We start from the raw sequence: 19,939 nt of genomic DNA on the forward strand, positions 1-19,939 counted from the left end.
AACCACGAGATCAACTCGTTCGCCGAACGCCGGGTCCCTCAGCCACGGCGGGCCTACGTGCCTAACGTGCCTTAACGACCATCAACCAGCTGACCAGCCAGATCGCTTGCCAGGCCTAGATAACGATGGCGCCCGCTGTCGCCGGGCGCGAGCAAGCTGGTGAGCTCGGCGATGGCTTCCGAGGACGGGCCCGGTCCTGGGCGGCGGTGCGTGACGAAGACCGGGCCGCGGGTGCGGCCCTTGAGCAGGCGCGGCAGCAGCAGGGCGGTGCCGACGTCCCAGTAGAGGCTTTCCAGCACGAAGTCTTCACGCACCTGGCCCCGGCGGCGGGCCTTGGTCCGCGCGCCTTTGGCCTTGACCTGACACCGGCGCCCCGCAAGGTCCAGGTCCTCGATGTTCACGCCCAAGACCTCTTGCGACCGCCCGGCGCTCCGCGTGGACCCGGCGCGTCCGGCGCTGGCGCCCTGCCGGGCGACCGACATGGGCGCGCCGGAACCTGGTAGTCAGGCCGCTGGCCGGGTCTCGAGATGGGCAGCAACCGCGTGATCAGTGCCAGTAGTCCCGTTCGGGCAGTCGCAGGTAGGTGTCCGGGTGGGTGATCGCGTGGGCGTCGGCCGGACGCAGGCCCGCGCCGGCGAAGCAGTAAGCCTCGGCGTAGCCGTCGTACAGGTATTTGAGCAGGATCTCCTCGGCAGAGTCAGCGGAGGACACGTCGCCGCCGCCCGGGTGGGTGTCCCAGTCCACGACCTCGCCGTCGCGGTAGACGCGGCCCTGATTGCCGCTCTTGGGGTTGGCGTACATGCCGTAGGCGACCGTGCCCGCTGACAGTGCCTTCATGACGCCGGGGGTGGAGGCCATGTATCCCCACTGCTGGCTGACGACGCAGCCGCCGGGCACGTCGGTGAAGCCGATGAGCTGCATGGCCTCGTCGTCGAAGGGATCTTCCATGATCTCTTCCAGCTCTTCCTCGCTGGCGGGTTCGGCGGCCAGGCGCTGTGCCGCCTCGGCGGCGCTGATGCCGCGGACGCACGCCAGGCTGAAACCGTCGTCCTCGATGTCGCCCAGCGCGCCGGTCAGGCGTTCGGCCTCCGCGACGGCGGCGGCCTCGGCCTCGGTCAGACCCGCATGACCGAGCGGGAGTGGGAAGAACAGGCCGGGCGTGGGGCCCGCCAGGCTGAGCCGGCCTGGCGACCAGCCGCCCATCATGGGCCGCCACGGGTCCGCTCCGGCAGCGACCAGCGCACGGGCGTTCTCGGGCCGGTTGTTGAAGACAGCCTCCCAGAGCGCGGTGCGGCCCTCGCACTCCGCGTCGACGTCATCGACCCGCCCGGCCAGCTCGGCGACCACCTCCGGCGAGCCGCGCTCCGCCGCAGCGTGCAGCGGCCGCTCGTAGGGGTACGCCCCATCGTTCGGGTCGGCGCCCGCGTCGAGCCTGGCGCGGACGAGAGCGAGGTCCTTCCAGGAATGCCACCCGAAATTGGACCATCCGGCGGTTTCGTTGGCGGTCATGACGGCTCCTTCGAGATCACGTGAGCGGATACGAGCGGGGCCATCATGGCGGAGGGCAAGGACAATTCTGGCGTTTGCGCTCCCGACGGACCGCACCGTCCTGCCACCGGCCGGTGGGACGCGGGCCGGCCGCGGTCGCGACGGCGGCCGAGGCGGCGCGTCCGGGATGGACGTGTCCCGGCCCAGCGCGCGCACATCTTCACCGCTGCGTCCTTGCCTTCAAGTGGTGTGTCGGTCTGGTAGGAGCCGGCAGCGCCGTGGCGGAACGCGGAGGCTGGCCTCGGCGACACCTTCGTGTTCTGGCCGCGCCCGACCTCCAGGTTGTTGTGCTGGTTTCCTGCGTTGGCGGGCGAGGAACCCGCGATGGCAGGAGGAGTGCACGAGGCGGGTCGGGTTGCCGGCCGGTGAGCCGGGTTGCCCGTGGATCACGAGATAGTCGGGTCCGGCCGAGACGAGGGCTGGACGCTGAGGGAGATCGCCGCCGAGCTGGGGTGCCCGCCGCGGAGCGTGACCATCTGGCTGAGAGCGAGGGGATTCGAGCTCTACGGGTCCGGTGCGCCCGTCCAGCACCGTTGACAGGACTCGGGGAGAACGTGCACCAGCTTCGCCACATGCATCCGCGCACAGCCACGCAGCGAGGAGTGGCGATGATTGGCCGTCTCCACATGGCCACGGCCAGCGCGCGAGCAGGCCGGCTCCCGACAGGCGTGCGGCTCGGGCTGGTCTGGTCGGTGAGGACATGCCCGAGCCACTGCTGGAACAGCCGGCTCCAGCTTGTCCAGGGCGAAACACAGGCGCCGAGACGGCATCGTGATCACTGCCCGGCAGAATCGGCTGACACTGCAGCCGATCGAAGGGTCCCTCTATGAAGCAAATTGTCGGTGCGCTCCTGGCCGGCGTCCTCATCGTCACCCCCGCCCAGGCCGCCGTCACGCCGGCCGATCCTGTCCCCGCGCTGAAGAGCCGCGTCGCGGCAGGCAGGGGCGTGATGTTCACCGACGTCACCTCTTTCGTGGAGCTGTCGGGTAAGACGAAGGTGATGAACCGCAGAGGAACGCTCCAGTACGGCAAGTCCGGGTTCGCCGCCTCCGACATCTCCGTCATAGTCGCCGACCAGGACAAGGTGTCCACCGTCTTCGCCGACGAGCGCGCCATCACCGTCGGAAAGGTGTCCTACAGGAAGGGCGGCCCCCTCGCCCCAAGGCTGCCCAAGGGCAAGAGCTGGATCAAGATCAACAAACCGGTCCCGGTCGGAGTGAGCGGCGCGTTCAGCCAGCCCGTCAACGCCGCGGAGCCGGAGACGCTCAAGGCGCTGACCTCCATGGGCAGGCGGACGGGCCTGACGTACACAGGGAACATCACCTTCCAGCAGCTCAGCAAGATCTCCCCGTGGGCTCGGGTGAGCTTGCCAAGCAGGCGGGGCGAGGAGCTCATCCGCTATACGCTCACGCTGGGCTCCGACAACCTGCCCAGGAAGCTGGTGACGACCTACCTGGCGGAGGGTCATTGGCTCGGACGAAGCAACGAGGGCGACGAGGTCCACCACGAGACCGTCTACAAGGGGTGGGGCGGCCGCTACACGATCACGCCTCCGCCCGCCAGCCAGGTCTATTCGAGCAAGCAGCAGTAGCTCGAACTTGGGTACGACGGTTCAGCTCCGGGACGCTTCGACGCTCGACGTTGCGGGGTCGACCAGCATCCGAGAACGCGCCGACATCGGCCACTCGGCGGTTGACCGCGACGCTCACGGCCGACAGATCGTCCTGGCTCACCTCGCCGGTGAAGCCCACGCCCTGCAACATCAGGTGCAGCCACTCGACGGGGATCGGTCCCAGCGCGCCGGTCGCCCCCAAACTCTGGCTGGACCTTGGCCGCGAAGTCGAGGAGTGCAGGCCTGGACGCCGATCCGGTCACCGGCGCCAGCCTGCACCGGCGCAGTTGTCGTTGACCTTCACACCTGGGAGCTACCAGCCCGGAATACGCGCAGGCGGTGCTGACGTCGGTGTCCGCCCGGCGGACCCACGCCTACGCCGCCAAGGCCCGGTGGCACGCCGTGCAGCGCTGCTGGACGGCCACAAGACGATCATCTTTCCACGATAGGCCCCACCAGCATCGGGCGGCCGAACATGTCCGGCGTGAACGACACGGCCCTTGAGCAGCAACTGAACGGCCAACGGCGTTAGCAAGCCGGGCAGGACGGAGTTACCGCCGTCCACCGTTTGGTTGCCGCCCGTGAGGGCCCGCGCGAGTTCGGGGCGGACGGTGGCGCGGGTGGAGATCTTCTCGGCGAAGATGCGGGTGATGCCTGCGACCTTGAGCGCGTCGGTCTGGGTGTCGAGTGACTGGCGCAGGGTGCCGCGCTACCCCTGCTTACGTGGTCGGACCGGAGTACTCCAGGGCCAGCTCGTCGGCCAGGTCGGACGCAATTTCGATGGCGATCTCGATCGCTCGGGCTGCCAAGGGAGAGTGGGTACGGCCGGCCCGCCAGTGCAGGCAGACCTCGCGTGGGGGAATGGCCGGTCGCAGCTCGTGGACGCGGAGCCGGTCGTCGGACTCGGCGTCGGCAGCGTGGATGGCGAGCCACGGCAGCACTGCCGATCCCATCCCAGCTCGCACCATCGACAGCAGCGTCTCGTTGCCTGCCGTACGGAAGACGATCTTCGGGTTCGCGCCGGCGCGGGTGAATGCCTCCTCCATCCTGGGCTGGTCGCAGGTCGACGGCCAGGCCACCAGCGGTGCGCCGTCGAGCTGGTCCAGCGGGACAGAATGCTCGGAGAAGGTGCCGCGCCTGGCCACCAGCAGGTACGGATCGTCGAGCAGCTTGACATGCTCGACGTCGCCGTTGAGGGGGCCATCGTAGAACAGCAGGTCGAGATCGCCGATCTGAGGCGCCTCCGGCTCTTCCTCAGACAGCCGGATGTCGCAGCCGGGGTGCTCGTCGCGCAGCCGACGTACGACGACCGGCGAGATCACCGTGGATACGCTCTGGAAGGTGCCGATGTCGATCCGGCCGTCGCCGGCCTGGAACCGGTCCACGGCCTCGGCCAGGGCTGCCGCCTTCGCCAGCAGCTCGCGTCCGTGCTCGCGGTCGCCGTCGTCGTGCGCTCCGAGTTCCAACGATAAATCCGGGTTCCAACGATCAAAGGGAGAGTCCAATGAGCACATTCGTGTTGATCCACGGCGGAGGAGACGTCGGATGGTCCTGGCACCTGGTGGAGGCCGAGCTACGAGCGCGTGGGCACGACGTGCTGGCTCCCGACCTTCCGGGTGATGACGAGTCGAAGACCCTGGCGGACTACGCCGACGCCGTGGTCGAGGCCGTCGGTGACAAGCAGGACCTGGTCGTCGTGGGCCACTCGTTCGGTGCGTTCACCGCCCCGTTGGTCGCCGATCGGCTGCCCGTCGATGTGCTGGTCCTCCTGGCCGGCATGATCCCGTCGCCAGGTGAGTCGCTGGATGAGTGGTGGGCCAACACCGGCTGCCAGAGCGCGGTAGAGGAGCAGGCCAAGCGCGATGGCGGTTTGACCGGCAGCGCGGATCCATTCGTGAGCTTCTACCACGATGTACCCCGGGAGCTGGCCGAGGAGGCGATGGGCAAGGAGCGCGACCATCCGTCCAGGGCCGCATCGGCCGCTCCGTGGCCGTTGGATGCGTGGCCGAACGTGCCGACGAGGTTCGTGCTCTGCAGCGAGGACCGCTTCTTCCCGCCCGACTTCTTTCGCCGGCTGGTGCCCGAGCGTCTGGGTATCGTCCCCGACGAGATCGCGGGCGGCCACTGCGTCGCACTCAGCCGCCCCAAAGAGGTGGCGGACATGTTGGCGGGCTACGCGGCTACCGCGTCTGCCACGAGGATCGAGCAGTGAACCGTTCCTCGGCGGCGGCTGGCCTGCCGGGCGTCGAGGCATGGACGCGGCCCGCGCAGACCGCCGCGCCGAGAGGCAGGCGCTTGGCCACGTCGAGGACGAAGATGGTCGTTTTGACGACTGGGGACACCTTCGGGAGTGGAGGGCCAACCCGGCCTGCCCGATCCCGACACTGCCCGACGAAACCACAGATATTCCTTGACACGAATATTCTCTATAGAGAATACTTATGTCCATGGACGCACTCCTCACCGCGCTGGCCGACCCGGCCCGCTGGCGGCTCGTGAGCCTGTTGGCCGAGCGGCCCCGCTCGGTCGGTGTCCTCGCCCAGCTCGCCGAGGCGCGCCAGCCGCAGACGACCAAGCACCTGCAAGCCCTTGAACGCGCCGGCGTCGTCACCTCCCAGCGCACCGGCCAGCGCCGCATCTACGCGCTCCAGCCTGGTCCCCTGCGGGAGTTGGCGGCTGCGCTCAGCCGGCTCGCCGACACCGCCGACCAGGCCGGTGGCTCGCGCGAGACCTACGACCGCTACGGGCTCAGCCTCCACGCGGAGCGGCTCGCCGCGAAGGAGCCGGGGTGGGCCGACAGCCGCTCGTTCAGATTCCTCCGGTCGCTGACGGGACCTCCCGAGCTGGTCTGGCGCCACCTGACCGAGACCTCCCTGCTCGCCCGATGGTGGACGCCGGACGACCTGCGCGTCTCCGAGCTCGTCTTCGAGGCGCGACCGGGCGGGCGGATCGTCCACGAGTACCGCGATGCCGAGGACGCCGACGGCTCCGACCTGGTCGCCGGGCGCGCGCAGGGAGTCGTCGACGACGTACGCCCGGGTGAGCGCCTCGCCTACCGTCTCTCCCCGCTGCTTCCCGACGGCGGCCTCGCCTTCACCGCCCACGTCGACCTCGGCCTTCGGCCCACCGATACCGGCACGGACCTCGACGTCCACTGGCGGATCACCGACAGCACGGTCGACTCCGCGGACTTCATCGCAGGCATCGAGATCGGCTTCGGCCAGAGCCTCGACAAGCTCGCGGCGACCCTCGTCGCGGATTCCGACAGCACCGACGACACCGGGCACGACACCGATACAAGGAGCACGAAATGACCAACTCGACCGGCCGCAGGGTGACCGCGAACCTGAGCCTCACCCTCGACGGGCGTTACAACGGTCCTGGCGGGCCCGGCGATTTCGGGGCGTTCGCCCCGTATGTGACCACCGAGGTCGCGCGAGACCACATGACCCGCATCTGGGAGGGCGCGACGACGGCGCTGCTCGGCCGGCTCAATGCCGAGGGTTTCATGGGGTACTGGCCGCCGGTCGCCGAAGACGACAACGCCGATCCGCGTGATCGCGGATACGCGAAGTGGCTGGTCGACACGGAAAAGGTGGTCTTCTCGACCACCTTGACCGAAGCGCCGTGGGAACGCACCCGCGTGGTGAACGCCCCCGCCGCGGACGTCGTCGCCGAACTCAAGGCCACCGGTGAGGGCGACATCCTCGTCAACAGCAGCGCGAGCATCATCAAGGCGCTCCTCTCGGCGGACCTGCTCGACCGGCTGTACCTCATGATCTTCCCCGAGATCGCCGGGGGTGGGCAGCGACTGTTCGACGACGGCCTGCCTGCTTCGAAGTGGACGCTCACGCACCAGGAGACCGGCGAGCTGGGCGAGGTCGCCATGGTCTACGACCGAGTCCGCTGAGCCGGCCGATCAGCGCACTCAGCCGGCGAGGTGGCCCCAGCTCGAAGCCCCGATAGTTGCGTCACGGCGGTCGCGCCGAGCTCGCCGTGACGCAACCCGGTCAGAGCCCGCCAGGGTCCTACTCGCTGGGGTCCTGGTGAGTTCGTCGGCGAGGCTGCGCAGTTCGACGGCGAACGCCGCCCGGGCGCAACGCCAACGCCCGCCACCACGACGTCCTGGCCGCCGAACGCAAGGAACGCGCCCGGATCAGAGGTGAGAAGGGCATCCGCTGGGGCGGACGCCCTCTCAAAGCCGCAGCCTGCACAACCCGGCGAACCTACGTGGCCACAGCACCAGCAGTCGAGCGGGGACGAAGAAGTGCCGGATGGGGCCTCAACGCCGCGCGTGGCGGATCTTCAACCGTCCTAACCCCATGGTCCCGGAGATCCGGATCTTCGGCCCGCCGGGGCGGGAGCGCCGCCGGGTCTTGTAGAGCGGGTCCTTCCACCCGGTGCGCAGATCCTCGACGTCGACGATCGCGTCGCGAGGCACCGTGATCTTGGCTCTGCCGGTGCCGAGTTGCAACTCGATGTCGACTACCGGATGGTCGATGACCGCCCGGGACAGGTCCAGGTGCACCCTTCCGAGTGCGGACTCGACCTTGAGGATCCGAGGGACCCGCCATGCGCCGCGCCGCTGGATCCGTCCGCTGACGGCGGCAATCGTGGACGTGGTGCCCGCATTCTCCTCCGGGAGCGAGGCCAGAGCCGACACGAGCTCGCTGGGCGTCTTGGCGGTGAGCACCTGGTGGAGGCGTTCGTTCATCTCCTCGTGTGAGATGTGCCCTTCGATGTACGCCTCCTGCAGGCGCTGCACGGCCGTGTCGCGTTCGTCTTCGCTGATCAGTGACGGCGGGCCTTCCGGCAGGGACGTCACCGTTTCACCGTCCCCTGCGCTTGTAGGTACGGACCGACAGCGGGACGAACACCACCAGCAGCGCAGCCGACCAGAGCAGGACCGCGGCCACCGGATGCGCGAGCGGCCAGGCCACGTCGCCGGACGTCACACCCGGATTCCCGAACAGCTCCCGGGAGGCGGCGGTGATCGCGCTCACCGGGTTCCAGTCGGCCAGGAACCGCAGCCACCCCGGCATGCCGTCGGTCGGGACGAACGAGTTGGACAGCATCGTGAACGGCAGGAACAGCGGCACCATCGCGTCGGCGACCTGGTCGTTCTTCACCGCCAGGCCCACGTAGACGCCCACCCAGCTCAGCGCGTACCGCAGCAGCATCATCAGCAGGAACGCCCCGGCCGTGGGTATCAGACCGCGGTGCGGCTGCCAGCCCACCAGCAGGCCCGCCCCCACCATGATGGCCAGGAGCGGCAGGCCGATCAGGGAGTCTGCGCCGGTCTGCCCGAACGGCACCGCCAACCGCGCCATCGGCATGGAGCGGAACCGGTCCATGACCCCGCGGGAGGCGTCGGTGGCCACCCGCGTCATGACCCCCATCACCGCCGAGAAGGTCACCATCGAGAACAGCCCGGGCATGAGGTACTCGCGGTAGTCGCCGCCGCCCGGCACCTGGATCGCGCTGCCGAAGACGTACCCGAACAGCACCACCATGATGGCCGGGAAGATCAGCGCGGCGACGAGTTCCCCGGGGTCCTGCCGCAGCCGTCCCAGCTCGCGGCCGACCAGGGTCAGCCCGTCGGTGAACGTCCAGCGCAGGCGGGGGCCTATCGGCGGGGTGAGGGCGGTCATGAGCCCTCCTTCGTCGGTCTCATGACCAAGGTTCTGTGCTTATTGATGACCTCGACAAGCTCGGTCACGAGACGTTCTCCTTCCGGTCGGTGAGGCGCAGGAACACCTCGTCGAGGGTGGGGCGGCGCAGGCTCACGTCGGCCGCGGCGACCCCTGCGCGGTCGAGCTCGCGCACGATGTCGGCGAGCCGGAAACCGCCGCCGGGCAGGGCGACGCTGAGCTGGTCGGCGCCCGTCATCGTGGGATCGGTCCCGACCAGGGCGTTCAGCGCGGTCGCCGCCGGACGCAGCGCGGCGGGGTCTTCGAGAACGACGTCGAGGCGGTCCCCGATCGTGGCCTTCAGCTCGTCGGGAGTGCCCGTGGCGATGACCTGTCCGTGGTCGATGACGGCGATGTCGTCGGCCAGCTGGTCGGCCTCGTCCAGATACTGCGTGGTGAGCAGCACCGTGGTGCCCTCCGCCACCAGCTCGCGGACGCTGTCCCAGATCTCGCCGCGGCTGCGCGGGTCCAGGCCGGTGGTCGGCTCGTCCAGGAAGAGCACCTCGGGGCGCAGGATGAGGCTGGTGATCAGGTCGAGGCGGCGCCGCATACCGCCGGAGTAGCCGGCGACCTGACGATCGGCGGCGTCCATCAGACCGAAGCGTTCGAGCAGCTCGTCGGCCCGCTGGTGTGCCTCGCGCCGGGACAGGTGGTAGAGGCGCCCGAACATGCGCAGGTTGCCACGGCCGGTGAGCTTCTCGTCCACGGCGGCGTACTGGCCCGCGAGCCCGATCCTGGCCCGCACCTTGCCGGCCTCGCGGACGACGTCGTATCCGGCGATGCGGGCGTGCCCGGCATCGGGATCGGACAGGGTCGCCAGGATGCGCACCGCGGTCGTCTTCCCCGCGCCGTTCGGCCCCAGCACGCCGCAGACCGTTCCTCTCGGGACGCTCAGGTCCAGGCCCCGCAGCGCATGGGTGTCACCGAAGGACTTGTGCAGCCCTTCGGCGACCACGATCGGATCCGCCATGATCCCTCCACTGGGTACGTTGTACGCGGTTATGGCGGCCAGACTAAGTTACTGGGTACTATGTACGCAAGTAGGGGGTGGAACGGTGACCGACGCCGAGTACGTGAACATCTGGATGCGGCCCGAGCGCCCGGCCCGCGGGCCGAAGCCGGCCTACAGCCGCGCGCAGATCACCGAGGCGGCGGTCCGGATCGCCGACGCCGAGGGGCTGGAGGCCGTCACCATGCGGCGGATCGCCGCCGAGATCGGCGCGGGCGCGATGTCGCTCTACCGGTACGTCCCGAGCCGCGACGACCTCATCGAGCTCATGGCCGACCGGCTGATGGGCGAGATCGACGTCGCGGGCCTGCCCTCCGGCGACTGGCGCGCGGACCTGACGCGCTACGCCGACGGCATGCGCGCGATGTGGCTGCGGCACCCGTGGATCATCACCGTGCACCGGTCACTGCCCAGCTTCGGCCCCAACCAGCTGCTCCTTATCGAACGAGTGATGGGAGCCCTCGACGCCCACGTCTCCATCGACGAGAACCTCGGCCTCATGGCCATCCTGAACGGCTACATCGAGGGCGCCGTCCGCGAGGAGATCAGCTGGGCCGAGGAGGTCCGCCGCAGCGGGCTCAGCGAGTCGGAGTGGATGGTGCGGAGCTCCCCGCGCGTCCACCAGCTGGTGAAGAGCGGGGAGTACCCGATCTTCACCAAGATCGTGATGCAGGCGCGCCAGCCGCACCTGAGCCGCGACGACCAGTTCCGGTACGGGCTGGAGCGCGTCCTCGACTGCATCGCCGCGGCCCTCCCGCCAACGGTCGAGCCTCCGGTCGCGGCGCACCGAGAGGGGCAGGAAGACCGCGACGATTAGCAGCGGCCAGGCGATGGCAGCGGCAGCGCGTGCTGCGCTGCCCATGACTCCCCCGCCAGCCCGGGATTGCCGAACAGGTCCCGGATCGCGGTCACCGTCGCCGACAAGGGTGTCGGGTGGGGAGTCGTAGATCAACGCCGGCGTCTCCATCGAGGCCGTCCGCCGCCGCCTCGGCCACGCCTCCACCGAGGCCACCCCGCTCTACGCGCTGCTGGACAAGGTCGCCGACGCCGCGGCCAGACAACGCGCCGAGGAACCTCACGACCACGAGCGACCTCTCACGCTGCGATAAAGCTCATTTCCAGCTGTCCGCCGGTTCCTCAGCCCCGTGGTCGAGGAGCGTGTTGATCATCTCCTGGATCTCGCTCTGCCCGGCCGGGCCGAGGGCGCGGCCCAGAGCGTCGGCGAGCTTGTCGAAGGGGTCGCTCATCGGCAGGCCGGGCACCTGCTCGGCGAGTTCGGCGACGGTCCACAGGCCGTCCTTGTCGATGGTCGCGCCGCGCGACCAGCCGTGGTTGACCGCGACCGACCCGCCGCGGACGGAGAGCACCTGCCCGGTGAGCGGGCAGGTGCTGGTGGCCAGATAGGCGGCGATCGGCGCGCTGGTGGAGGGGTGCAGCGGGTCGAAACGTCCCGGGGACGGCTCCGCGCTCATCCCGGGGACCTCGAGGGTGAGCCGGGTGCGGGCCATGGAGGGCGAGATGCAGTTGACGCGGACGCCGTACCGGCCGAGTTCGAGGGCGCCGACGGTGGTCATCGCCGCGACGCCCGCGTTCCCCGCCGCGTAGGAGGCCTGCGTGGGCAGGGGGTTGAGCAGGCCGGAGCCGGAGGAGGTGTTGATGACGGCCCGGTCGATCCGGTCGCCGGCCTCGAACCGCGCGCGCCAGTGCCGGGCCGCCCAGCGGGTGACCGCGAAGGTGCCTTTGAGCTTCACGGCGACGACGTCGTCGAAGTCCTCCTCCGACAGGTTCACCATCGCGCGGTTGCGTTCGATGGTCGCGTTGTTGACCACGACGTGGAGGTCGCCGAAGGCCTGCACGGCCGTGTCCACCATGCGCTGGGCGCCGCGCCAGTCGGCGACGCTGTCGGTGTTGGCGACTGCCTGGCCGCCGCGGGCGACGATCTCCTTGACCACCGCGTCGGCCACGCCGCCGTCGCCGCCCGTGCCGTCGATGGCGACGCCGGGGTCGTTGACCACGACCTTCGCGCCCTCGGCCGCGAAGAGCAGGGCCTCCTCTCGCCCGATGCCGCGCCCCGCGCCGGTGATGAGAACGACGCGTCCGTCCAAGCTGCCCATGGATGATCACTCCTCAATTCGGTGCACTTGATGAAGTAATACATTGCATGAAGTGATGCATGGAATGCAATAGGATGTGGCGCATGACGGGAAGCGCGCAGAGCGTGGGACTGCGGGAGCGCAAGAAGCGACGCACGCGGCAGGCGCTGGTCGACGCGGCGGTCGGCCTGTTCGAGGAGAAGGGCTACGAGCACGTCACGGTGGCTGAGATCGCCGAGGCGGCGGAGGTGTCCACCCGCACGTTCTTCCTGCACTTCCAGGCGAAGGAGGACGTGCTGTTCGCCAACGCCGACGTGCGGATCGACCTGGCGCTGCGGGCGGTGGCCGAGCGCAGCGCCGAGGAGCGCTTTCCCGACGTCCTCGTGCGGGCGATGGAACAGATGATCGGCAACAGCTGGGACAGCGATCTGACCAGCGGGCTGGCCGCTCTCCGGGTACGGCTGTCGGCGTCGGCGCCCGCGCTGCAGGCGCGGATGTTGCAGCGGTACGTCGCGGCCCAGACCGAGCTGGCGCAGGCGCTGCACCGGGCCTATCTGGAGGAGCTGGATCCGGTCACCGCCGCCGCCCTGGTGGGCGCGATGGTCGGCGCGGTGAGCGCCGCGACGCTGGCCAGCCTCCAGCGTGGCGACCAGCCCGAGGATGTGCGCGACGCGATGCGGCAGGCCATGGAGCTGGTCGCGGGATGCGAAGGCCGGCCGCGCTGACGAGCGGCCGGCTCAGGGAGAGCGACGGGGCGGTTACAGGGCCGAGCCCTTCTTCCACTCCTTGAACGACAGCTGCCAGAAGCCCCAGCCGTTGTTCCACTCCAGCTTGCGGGTGGTGCCGATGATGTCGACCACGTCGCCGCGCTGCATGGTGTCGTGAAACCACTTGGCCTGGTCGGGGCGGGAGTTGATGCAACCGTGGCTGACGTTCTGCCGGCCCTGCGCCCACACGTTGTTCTTGGCGTGGACGTACTCACCCGAGTTGGAGATGCGCACGGCGTGGTTGATCATCACGTCGTAGTAGCCGGGGTCGCCCTTCTTGCGGCCGGGGGAGATCATCCGGACCGGGTTGGCGCGCTCCATTGTGAGGTGGACGCCCGAGGTGGTGGTGTACTCCCGCGTGGTGGCCATGCCCGCGCTGATGCGCATGGTCTTGACCTTCTTACCGTCGCGGTAGACGTACATCATGTGCGTCTTGGTGTTGATCTTGCTGATCTGCTTGGCGCCGATCTTGATGGTCGTCGTGTAGTCCTTCACGCCGTACATGTCCTTGCCGCCCTGCACGCCGTTGAGGCGGGCGGTCAGCTTGACGTCCTGGTGGGCGGGCCAGTACTTCGCGGTGCGGTAGATGACGGTCTTGTCGTTGATCCATCGCCACGCGCCCTCGACCGGCTTCTCGGCCTCGACCTCGAGCGCCCCCTCGACGGCCTCCTTGTCGGCGACCGGGTTGTTGAAGGTGACGATGATCGGCGCCCCCACGCCGACCTTCTCACCCTTCTGGTTCGGGGTGACGTCGGCGACCTCGAGCTCGACCTCGGGCTTGAGGGTCTTGAAGCTCGCCGCGGCGGTGGTCGACCCGGCCTTGGCCGAGACGCTGTAGCTGCTGGTCGGCTTCAGCGGGTCCTTGGAGACCCACTTGGTCTTGTCGGCGTTGAAGGAGCCCTCGAGCTGCTTGCCACCGCCTTCGACGACCACCTCGTCCAGCGCGCCGCCCGAGGCGGTGACCACGACCTTCTTGTTCGGCTTCACCTTCGAGCTGCCCTCGGCGGGGCTGATCTTGATGGCGGGGGCGGGCGAGGCCGACGCCGAGGCCGTCCCCGATCCTCCAGCCGCGGCGGGGCCGCCCGTGGCGGCCGAGCCGCTCGAGCACGACGCCGTCAGCGCGGCGGCCACAATGACCGCGGCTCCGGCGACCGGCCTCCTCCAAGCTGGCGTAACACTCAACACAGATCTCTCCCCCAGAGCAGCAAAGCGCACCCAAAAACCTTAATGGTCATACCTGTTAGATGCCGAATCATATGGGAGAGTTCGGTAACAATCAGGACACCGAAGGCTGTCAACCAGTTGACAGGCGGTGAGTCAGGCCTGTGTGCCTGCGGCCCGCGCCCTTGGTGCGGATGGCCTGAGCCAGTGCGCGGCGCGAGCCGACGATCACCACCAGCCGTTTCGCCCTGGTGATCGCGGTGTAGAGCAGGTTGCGCTGGAGCATCATCCACGCGCTGGTGGCCAGCGGGATGACCACCGCCGGGTACTCGCTGCCCTGGGAGCGGTGGATGGAGACGGCGTAGGCGTGGGCCAGCTCGTCCAGCTCGTCGAAGGAGTAGTCGACGCTCTCCTCCTCGTCGGTCAGGACGGTCAGCTTGTGCTCGTCGGGCCGGATGTCGGTGACCACCCCGACGGTGCCGTTGAAGACCCCTGCCGCGCCCTTGTCGTAGTTGTTGCGCAGCTGGGTGACTTTGTCGCCGATCCTGAAGACGCGCCCGCCGTAACGCCGCTCGGGCATCCCCTCGCGCGCGGGGGTCAGCGCCTCCTGCAGGGCCAGGTTGAGCGCGCCCGCGCCCGCCGCGCCCCTGTGCATGGGTGCCAGCACCTGCACGTCGCGGCGGGGGTTGAGGCCGAACTTCCTGGCGATACGGCGGGCGACCACGTCCACGGTGAGCGTGGCGATCTCCTCGGGCTCCTCGCAGGGGAACAGGAAGAAGTCCTTCATGCCCTCCAGGACGGGATGGCGGCCGGTGTTGACCCGGTGGGCGTTGACCACCACGCCCGACTCCTGCGCCTGGCGGAAGATCTGCGTCAGCCGTACCCGGGGGATGTCGTCGGCGGCCAGCAGGTCCTTGAGCACCTCACCCGCGCCGACCGAGGGCAGCTGGTCGACGTCGCCGACCAGCAGCAGGTGGGCGCCGGGGGCGATGGCCTTGACCAGCTTGTTGGCCAGCAGCAGGTCGAGCATGGAGGCCTCGTCGACCACGACCAGGTCGGCCTCGAGCGGGTTGTCGCGGTCGAAGGTGGCCTCGCCGCCCGGGCGCAGCTGCAGCAGGCGGTGCACGGTGGTGGCCTCGTGGCCGGTCAGCTCGGCCAGGCGCTTGGCGGCCCGGCCGGTCGGGGCGGCCAGGATGACCTTGGCCTTCCTGGCGCGGGCCAGCAGCACGATGGACCTGACGGTGAACGACTTGCCGCAGCCCGGACCGCCGGTCAGCACGGCGACCTTCTCGGTGAGGGCCAGGCGGACGGCCTGACGCTGCTCGGCGGCCAGTTCGGCGCCGGTCTGGCCGTGCAGCCACTGCTCGGCCCTGACCCAGTCGACGTCGGCGAAGCCCTTCAGCCGGTCGCGGCCGGTGCGCAGCAGCGTGAGCAGGCTGCCGGCCAGCGACAGCTCGGCGCGGTGGAAGGGCACCAGGTAGATCGCGGGCACCACGTTGTCGCCCGCGGGGATGTCCTCGCGCACCACGCCCTCCTCGGCGACGAGCTCCTCCAGGCAGCTCTTCACCAGCTCGGGCGGCACCTCGAGGATCTTGACGGCGTCGCCGACGAGGTTGGGGGCGGGCAGGTAGCAGTGGCCGTCGTCGGCGGCCTGCGACAGGGTGTAGCGCAGGCCGGCCTTGACGCGTTCGGGGCTGTCGTGCGGGATGCCGACCGCCTGGGCGATGGTGTCGGCGGTCTTGAAACCGATGCCCCACACCTCGTCGGCCAGCTTGTACGGCTGGCCGCGCACGACCGAGATCGACGCCTCGCCGTACTGCTTGAAGATGCGCACCGCGATCGAGGTGGACACGCCCACGCCCTGCAGGAAGATCATGACCTCTTTGATGATCTTCTGCTCTTCCCAGGCGACGGCGATCAGCTTGGTCCGTTTGGGACCCAGGCCCGGCACCTCGACCAGGCGTTCGGGACTGCTCTCGATGACGTCGAGGGTGTCGGTGCCGAAGTGGTCGACGATGCGCTCGGCCATCTTGGGGCCGATGCCCTTGATCAGGCCGGAGCCCAGATACCGGCGGATGCCCTGGACGGTGGCGGGCAGCACGGTGGCGTAGGACCAGACCTCGAACTGCCGGCCGTAGCGGGGGTGGGAGGTCCAGCGACCGGTCAGCCGCAGCGACTCGCCGACCTGCGCGCCCAGCAGCGGACCCACCACGGTGAGCAGCTCGGCGCCGGAACGCTCGGTGGCGACGCGGGCGATGGTGTAGCCGCTCTCCTCGTTGGCGTAGGTGATCCGCTCGAGCACCGCCTCCAGCACGCTGCCGTTCTCCACGCCGACCATCCTAAAGGCGATCTTTTCGGCGTCCCACGTGTCTCTCGATACCCTTCGGCGTTATGAGTGAAGTGGGTGAGTCCACCGCCAGGGCGCTGCTGCGCCGGCTGGCCGTGGAGCAGAGTGAGTCCAGGGTGCCGTCGCTGACGGCGGCGATCGTCCGCGACGGCCAGGTGGCGTGGTTCGGCGGCAGAGGCAAGGTAGGCGAGGGCGAGCCCACCCGCGACACGCAGTACCGCCTCGGCTCGATCACCAAGAGCATGGTCGCCGTCGTCGTCATGCGGCTGCGCGACGAGGGCCTCGTCGACCTGCTCGACCCGATCGGCAAGCACGTCGAGGGCACCCCCTTCGAGCAGGTGACGATCGCGCAGCTGCTCTCGCACACCGGCGGGCTGACGGCCGAGCCGCCGACCGAGTGGTGGGAGCGCACGCCGGGGCTGCCGATGGAGGACCTCCTGGGGCGGCTGGGGCCGGACAGCTCCAGGCACCGGCCGGGACGCCGCTTCCACTACTCCAACCTCGGCTTCGGGCTGCTGGGCGAGCTGGTGGCGCGCCATCGCGGCATGCCGTGGCTCGAGGCGGTCCGGCGGGAGGTCCTCGAGCCGCTCGGGATGAACGACACCACCGCCAGGCCGCGCGCGCCGCACGCGACCGGCTACGCGGTGCACCCGTTCGCCGACGTGCTGCTGGCCGAGCCCGAGCACGACGCCGCCTCGATGGCGCCCGCGGGCCAGCTGTGGTCCACGCCCGCCGACCTGGCCCGATGGGCGATCTTCCTGGCCGGCTCCAGCGACGGGGTGCTCGAGGAGTCGACGCTGGCCGAGATGCGTGAGCCCGCCACCGTCGCCGACGACGACGCCTGGAGCGCCGGCTACGGCCTGGGCCTGCAGCTGCTGCGCCACGCCGGACGCCGCCTGGCCGGCCACACCGGATCGATGCCGGGCTTCCTGGCCACCGTCTGGGCCGACCCCGCCGAGCGGGTCGGCGTGCTGTTCATGGCCAACACCACCGCGGGGGTGCGCGGCACGCTGATGACCGACCTGCTGGCCATCCTGGCCGAGCACGAACCGCGCCTGCCCGAACCGTGGCAGCCGGTCGCGGCCGACCCCGACCTGCTGGCCCTGACCGGGCTGTGGCACTGGGGGCCGACGCCGTACCTGCTGAGGCTGCTGCCCGAGCGGGGCCTGTCGCTCACGCCCGTGCGCGGCACCGGCCGCGCCTCCCGCTTCGTGGCCCAGCCCGACGGCACGTGGCTGGGGCTCGATGGCTACTATGCCGGGGAGGTGCTGAGGGCAGGCGACGGCTACCTCGATCTGAACACCTTCATCTTCACCCGCGAACCCTATGACCAGGCCGCGCCGATTCCCGGCGGGCCCGGAGACTGGACGGCATGACCGTCAGCTGAAGGCGGGGCTCGGCTGATATCTACAAGACCCCAGCTCGAAGCGGGTGCAGGATGGCTGCCATGGATATCGACAAGGTTGACTCGTTCATGGCCGGCCACGCGCGTCTACTGGACCGGCGCCGCTTCGAGCTGATGATGGGCCGCGGGGGCCGGGCCGCCACGCTGGCCGCGCTCGAGGGCTACCGCAACGCCGACGGCGGCTACGGCTGGGGTCTGGAGCCCGACCTGCGCTCGCCCGAGAGCCAGCCGGGCGCCGCGTTGCACGCCTTCGAGGTGTTCGAGGTGGCACCGAGCCCGCGCGCGGCCGAGCTGTGCGACTGGCTGCAGACGGTGACGCTGCCCGACGGCGGCCTGCCGTTCGCGCTGCCGCTGACGGTCACCGAGGCGACCGCGCCGTGGTGGCAGGGCGCGGATCCCTCGGTGTCGTCGCTGCAGATCACCGCGGTGACGACGGCGGCGGCCTGGCGCGTGGCCGCCCACGACGCCGCCGTCGCCGCGCACCCGTGGCTGGCGCGGGCGACCGGCTACTGCCTGGAGGCCATCGCCGGGCTCAAGGAGCGGCCGCACGCCTACGTCCTGGCCTTCGCGGTGCGCTTCCTCGACACCCAGCCCGGCGCGTCGGACCTGCTCGACCGGCTGCGCGAGTTCGTGCCGCCCCACGGGGAACTGCACGTGGAGGGCGGCACCGAGCACGAGATGCTGCGCCCGCTGGACTTCTCCCCCGCCCCCGGCCTGCCCTCGCGGGAGCTGTTCACGCCCGAGTCGGTGGCCGCGGACCTCGACCGGCTGGAGAGCCTGCAGGAGGCGGACGGCGGGTGGACGGTCGACTACGCGACGATCTCCCCGGCGGGGGCGCTGGACTGGCGCGGCGCCACCACCGTCAACGCCCTGGAGATCCTGCGCCGCAACGGCAGGCTCGGCTAGGCCCCTTCCTCGGCGGCGGGTGCGACACACCGTGACCACCGTGCGCGGCGTCCTGCGGGACGGCCCCGCGGCGGGATGACCCTGCAAGCCGGCTGAAAGGGACTCATAACCATTAGGGGCTAGAAAAGGCACGAACCGCCCACCAGGGATGGAGTTGCCTCTAATGATCAGTCTCAAGCACGCTCTCAACGCCGTCATGCCCCGCCCTCGCCATGCGTGCCGCCGATCGCCCGAGGGCGGGCCGATGGCCGAGGTGGTCGACGGGATCTCCCTGGCGCGCCTGGCCACCGGCCAGGTCCGCCGAGGAGGGAAGCACTTCCTGCCGGAGCGGCTGCTCGTCGAGCTGAGCGACGTCCGCGGCCAGCGCGCCGGGCCTGATCCGTTTCTCGACGCGTTCCTCGACTGCCTGTTGGACAAGCACGAGGGACGTTTCTGGAACCGGACGTATCTGGCGCTGTCGCTTCTGGAACGCCTGCTGGACGATCAGCGCTCAGGGCTGAGCCCGTCCCGGCTGGCCACCCTGCTGATCTCCGACGTCGTGCGGTTCGAGATCGAGGCGGCGGGCGGCTCGGCGGAGTTCCCGGCCAGGGGGCGGCCGGATCCGATGACGCTGCGCAAGCGGCTGCGGCACGCGCTGCGGTTCGTGGCCGACGACCTCGACGCCCCGCCGTCCCTGCTGGCTCGGACGGTGGCCGAGTCCCGGCCGGAGGAACTCCTCGACCACCTGCCCAGGCCCCCGGCGACCCCGGCCGGCCAGTGGTTCGGCGTCACCGTGCAGCCGGTGTACGTCCTGCACGACGAGTACTTCTTCATCCGCGTCCTGCAGACCCATGAAATGATCTTCACCACGATCGCGTCCGACATGAGGGCCGCGATCGCGGCGTTGCGCGAGGGGCGGGTGGAGTCCTGCGTGGCGCGCGTGGATCACGCGGTCGCGGTGTTCGAGCGCGCGGCGTCGCTGTTCCGGATGGTCGCCACGATGCGGCCAGAACAGTTCTGCGGCTTCCGGCAGTACACCGACGGCGCCAGCGCCATCCAGTCCGAGCAGTACAAGCGGTTCGAGATCCTGTGCGGTCCGCCGCCCGACCCGCGGCTGCACTCATCCGCCTTCACGAGCGTGCCGGTGGTGCGCGCCGAGGCGGAGCGCGACCACGACAGCCTCACCGGGGCATATCTCGAGCTCCGCGGCGAGGCGGGGTTCGACCCGGCGCAGTGGGCGGCGCTCGACGCCGCGCTCGCCCGGTTGGAGGCCGTCCACCAGCGCTGGAAGTCCACGCATCGCTCGCTGGCCGTGCGCATGCTGGGTGACGCGCCCGGGTCGGGCCACACCTCCGGCGTCCCCTACCTCACGCAGTGCCTGGACAACCGCCTGTTCCACCAGCTCGGCGAGGCCTCCTGACG

General features: G+C 70.0%; 19 protein-coding genes and 1 pseudogene. 11 read left to right on the forward strand and 9 right to left on the reverse strand.

Going from position 1 to position 19,939, the window contains the following annotated elements; genetic code table 11:
- Positions 1–71: 71 nt before the first annotated feature.
- Together H4W81_RS47100 and H4W81_RS13130 are read right to left on the reverse strand one after the other, a co-directional pair.
- A complete protein-coding gene (locus tag H4W81_RS47100) occupies positions 72–401 on the reverse strand; it encodes a hypothetical protein (protein ID WP_225958594.1) in 330 nt (109 codons plus the stop codon).
- A 145-nt stretch (positions 402–546) separates the two neighbouring features.
- Positions 547–1,509 (reverse strand): ankyrin repeat domain-containing protein, encoded by a 963-nt coding sequence (locus H4W81_RS13130; protein ID WP_192775065.1) that lies wholly within the window; start codon positions 1,507–1,509, stop codon positions 547–549.
- 420 nt (positions 1,510–1,929) lie between these two features.
- Here H4W81_RS13130 and H4W81_RS50025 point away from each other — a divergent pair, with 420 nt between their 5' ends.
- Both H4W81_RS50025 and H4W81_RS13140 read left to right on the forward strand, forming a co-directional pair.
- Entirely contained in the window at positions 1,930–2,085 is a 156-nt protein-coding gene (locus H4W81_RS50025; protein ID WP_192775066.1) for a helix-turn-helix domain-containing protein, read from the forward strand.
- Between the two features lie 289 nt (positions 2,086–2,374).
- Positions 2,375–3,139, forward strand: a complete 765-nt coding sequence (locus H4W81_RS13140; protein ID WP_192775067.1) for a hypothetical protein — start codon at positions 2,375–2,377, stop codon at positions 3,137–3,139.
- 740 nt (positions 3,140–3,879) lie between these two features.
- Here the strand turns inward: H4W81_RS13140 and H4W81_RS13145 are convergent.
- Complete coding sequence (locus H4W81_RS13145; RefSeq protein WP_225958596.1) at positions 3,880–4,665, reverse strand: LysR substrate-binding domain-containing protein; 786 nt, start codon at positions 4,663–4,665, stop codon at positions 3,880–3,882.
- Between H4W81_RS13145 and H4W81_RS13150 the strand changes: the two genes are divergently transcribed.
- From H4W81_RS13150 to H4W81_RS49290, 4 genes and pseudogenes are all read left to right on the forward strand, one after another.
- The gene (locus H4W81_RS13150) at positions 4,665–5,372 is read left to right on the forward strand and encodes an alpha/beta hydrolase (protein WP_192775068.1); all 708 of its coding nucleotides are present in this window, start codon (positions 4,665–4,667) and stop codon (positions 5,370–5,372) included. The two genes, H4W81_RS13145 and H4W81_RS13150, sit on opposite strands and share 1 nt — an antisense overlap.
- 235 nt (positions 5,373–5,607) lie before the next feature.
- Entirely contained in the window at positions 5,608–6,474 is an 867-nt protein-coding gene (locus H4W81_RS13155) for a metalloregulator ArsR/SmtB family transcription factor (RefSeq protein ID WP_192775069.1), read from the forward strand.
- Positions 6,471–7,070 carry a dihydrofolate reductase family protein gene (locus H4W81_RS13160; protein ID WP_192775070.1) on the forward strand — a complete coding sequence of 200 codons (600 nt, stop codon included), beginning with the start codon at positions 6,471–6,473 and terminating at the stop codon, positions 7,068–7,070. The genes H4W81_RS13155 and H4W81_RS13160 overlap by 4 nt, the downstream gene beginning before the upstream one ends.
- A gap of 185 nt (positions 7,071–7,255) precedes the next feature.
- Positions 7,256–7,369, forward strand: a pseudogene (locus H4W81_RS49290) (IS630 family transposase); the annotation flags it as partial.
- A 73-nt stretch (positions 7,370–7,442) separates the two neighbouring features.
- On the opposite strand, the gene H4W81_RS13165 reads toward H4W81_RS49290, so the two are convergent.
- The 3 genes from H4W81_RS13165 to H4W81_RS13175 all read right to left on the reverse strand — a co-directional run bounded on the left by H4W81_RS13165 (position 7,443) and on the right by H4W81_RS13175 (position 9,820).
- Positions 7,443–7,985 carry a DUF1707 SHOCT-like domain-containing protein gene (locus H4W81_RS13165; protein WP_192775071.1) on the reverse strand — a complete coding sequence of 181 codons (543 nt, stop codon included), beginning with the start codon at positions 7,983–7,985 and terminating at the stop codon, positions 7,443–7,445.
- 4 nt (positions 7,986–7,989) lie between these two features.
- The gene (locus H4W81_RS13170; protein ID WP_192775072.1) at positions 7,990–8,811 is read right to left on the reverse strand and encodes an ABC transporter permease; all 822 of its coding nucleotides are present in this window, start codon (positions 8,809–8,811) and stop codon (positions 7,990–7,992) included.
- Positions 8,812–8,875: 64 nt separating this feature from the next.
- Positions 8,876–9,820, reverse strand: a complete 945-nt coding sequence (locus H4W81_RS13175; protein WP_192775073.1) for an ATP-binding cassette domain-containing protein — start codon at positions 9,818–9,820, stop codon at positions 8,876–8,878.
- An 85-nt stretch (positions 9,821–9,905) separates the two neighbouring features.
- On the opposite strand from H4W81_RS13175, the gene H4W81_RS13180 reads away from it, so the two are divergent.
- Complete coding sequence (locus tag H4W81_RS13180) at positions 9,906–10,676, forward strand: TetR/AcrR family transcriptional regulator (protein WP_192775074.1); 771 nt, start codon at positions 9,906–9,908, stop codon at positions 10,674–10,676.
- A gap of 295 nt (positions 10,677–10,971) precedes the next feature.
- On the opposite strand, the gene H4W81_RS13185 is transcribed toward H4W81_RS13180, so the two are convergent.
- Positions 10,972–11,973, reverse strand: a complete 1,002-nt coding sequence (locus H4W81_RS13185) for an SDR family NAD(P)-dependent oxidoreductase (protein ID WP_192775075.1) — start codon at positions 11,971–11,973, stop codon at positions 10,972–10,974.
- An 83-nt stretch (positions 11,974–12,056) separates the two neighbouring features.
- Between H4W81_RS13185 and H4W81_RS13190 the strand changes: the two genes are divergently transcribed.
- Positions 12,057–12,677, forward strand: coding sequence for a TetR/AcrR family transcriptional regulator (locus H4W81_RS13190; protein WP_192775076.1), 621 nt, complete (start codon positions 12,057–12,059; stop codon positions 12,675–12,677).
- A 33-nt stretch (positions 12,678–12,710) separates the two neighbouring features.
- On the opposite strand, the gene H4W81_RS13195 is transcribed toward H4W81_RS13190, so the two are convergent.
- Both H4W81_RS13195 and recD2 read right to left on the reverse strand, forming a co-directional pair.
- Complete coding sequence (locus H4W81_RS13195) at positions 12,711–13,850, reverse strand: L,D-transpeptidase (RefSeq protein ID WP_318781711.1); 1,140 nt, start codon at positions 13,848–13,850, stop codon at positions 12,711–12,713.
- A 163-nt stretch (positions 13,851–14,013) separates the two neighbouring features.
- On the reverse strand, positions 14,014–16,209 hold the full coding sequence (gene recD2, locus H4W81_RS13200; protein ID WP_318781712.1) for an SF1B family DNA helicase RecD2: 2,196 nt from the start codon (positions 16,207–16,209) through the stop codon (positions 14,014–14,016).
- Positions 16,210–16,271: 62 nt separating this feature from the next.
- Here recD2 and H4W81_RS13205 point away from each other — a divergent pair, with 62 nt between their 5' ends.
- The 3 genes from H4W81_RS13205 (at position 16,272) to H4W81_RS13215 (ending at position 19,937) form a co-directional block, all read left to right on the forward strand.
- Positions 16,272–17,603, forward strand: a complete 1,332-nt coding sequence (locus H4W81_RS13205; protein WP_192775078.1) for a serine hydrolase domain-containing protein — start codon at positions 16,272–16,274, stop codon at positions 17,601–17,603.
- Between the two features lie 71 nt (positions 17,604–17,674).
- The gene (locus H4W81_RS13210; protein WP_192775079.1) at positions 17,675–18,538 is read left to right on the forward strand and encodes a hypothetical protein; all 864 of its coding nucleotides are present in this window, start codon (positions 17,675–17,677) and stop codon (positions 18,536–18,538) included.
- A gap of 163 nt (positions 18,539–18,701) precedes the next feature.
- A complete protein-coding gene (locus H4W81_RS13215; RefSeq protein WP_192775080.1) occupies positions 18,702–19,937 on the forward strand; it encodes a tryptophan 2,3-dioxygenase family protein in 1,236 nt (411 codons plus the stop codon).
- The last annotated feature ends 2 nt before the right edge of the window (positions 19,938–19,939 follow it).

The sequence above is a fragment of the Nonomuraea africana genome (assembly GCF_014873535.1).
In the GTDB taxonomy this organism is placed as follows: Bacteria; Actinomycetota; Actinomycetes; order Streptosporangiales; family Streptosporangiaceae; genus Nonomuraea; species Nonomuraea africana.

Bases quoted from the DNA above. Each gene is read 5' to 3' on its own strand.
- H4W81_RS13155 (WP_192775069.1), top strand. From the start codon at position 5,608: ATGGACGCACTCCTCACCGCGCTGGCCGACCCGGCCCGCTGGCGGCTC.
- H4W81_RS13205 (WP_192775078.1), top strand. From the start codon at position 16,272: ATGAGTGAAGTGGGTGAGTCCACCGCCAGGGCGCTGCTGCGCCGGCTG.
- H4W81_RS13170 (WP_192775072.1), bottom strand. From the start codon at position 8,811: ATGACCGCCCTCACCCCGCCGATAGGCCCCCGCCTGCGCTGGACGTTC.
- H4W81_RS13185 (WP_192775075.1), bottom strand. From the start codon at position 11,973: ATGGGCAGCTTGGACGGACGCGTCGTTCTCATCACCGGCGCGGGGCGC.
- H4W81_RS13190 (WP_192775076.1), top strand. From the start codon at position 12,057: ATGACGGGAAGCGCGCAGAGCGTGGGACTGCGGGAGCGCAAGAAGCGA.
- H4W81_RS13215 (WP_192775080.1), top strand. From the start codon at position 18,702: ATGATCAGTCTCAAGCACGCTCTCAACGCCGTCATGCCCCGCCCTCGC.
- H4W81_RS13175 (WP_192775073.1), bottom strand. From the start codon at position 9,820: ATGGCGGATCCGATCGTGGTCGCCGAAGGGCTGCACAAGTCCTTCGGT.
- H4W81_RS13160 (WP_192775070.1), top strand. From the start codon at position 6,471: ATGACCAACTCGACCGGCCGCAGGGTGACCGCGAACCTGAGCCTCACC.
- H4W81_RS13130 (WP_192775065.1), bottom strand. From the start codon at position 1,509: ATGACCGCCAACGAAACCGCCGGATGGTCCAATTTCGGGTGGCATTCC.
- H4W81_RS13150 (WP_192775068.1), top strand. From the start codon at position 4,665: ATGAGCACATTCGTGTTGATCCACGGCGGAGGAGACGTCGGATGGTCC.
- H4W81_RS13210 (WP_192775079.1), top strand. From the start codon at position 17,675: ATGGATATCGACAAGGTTGACTCGTTCATGGCCGGCCACGCGCGTCTA.
- H4W81_RS13140 (WP_192775067.1), top strand. From the start codon at position 2,375: ATGAAGCAAATTGTCGGTGCGCTCCTGGCCGGCGTCCTCATCGTCACC.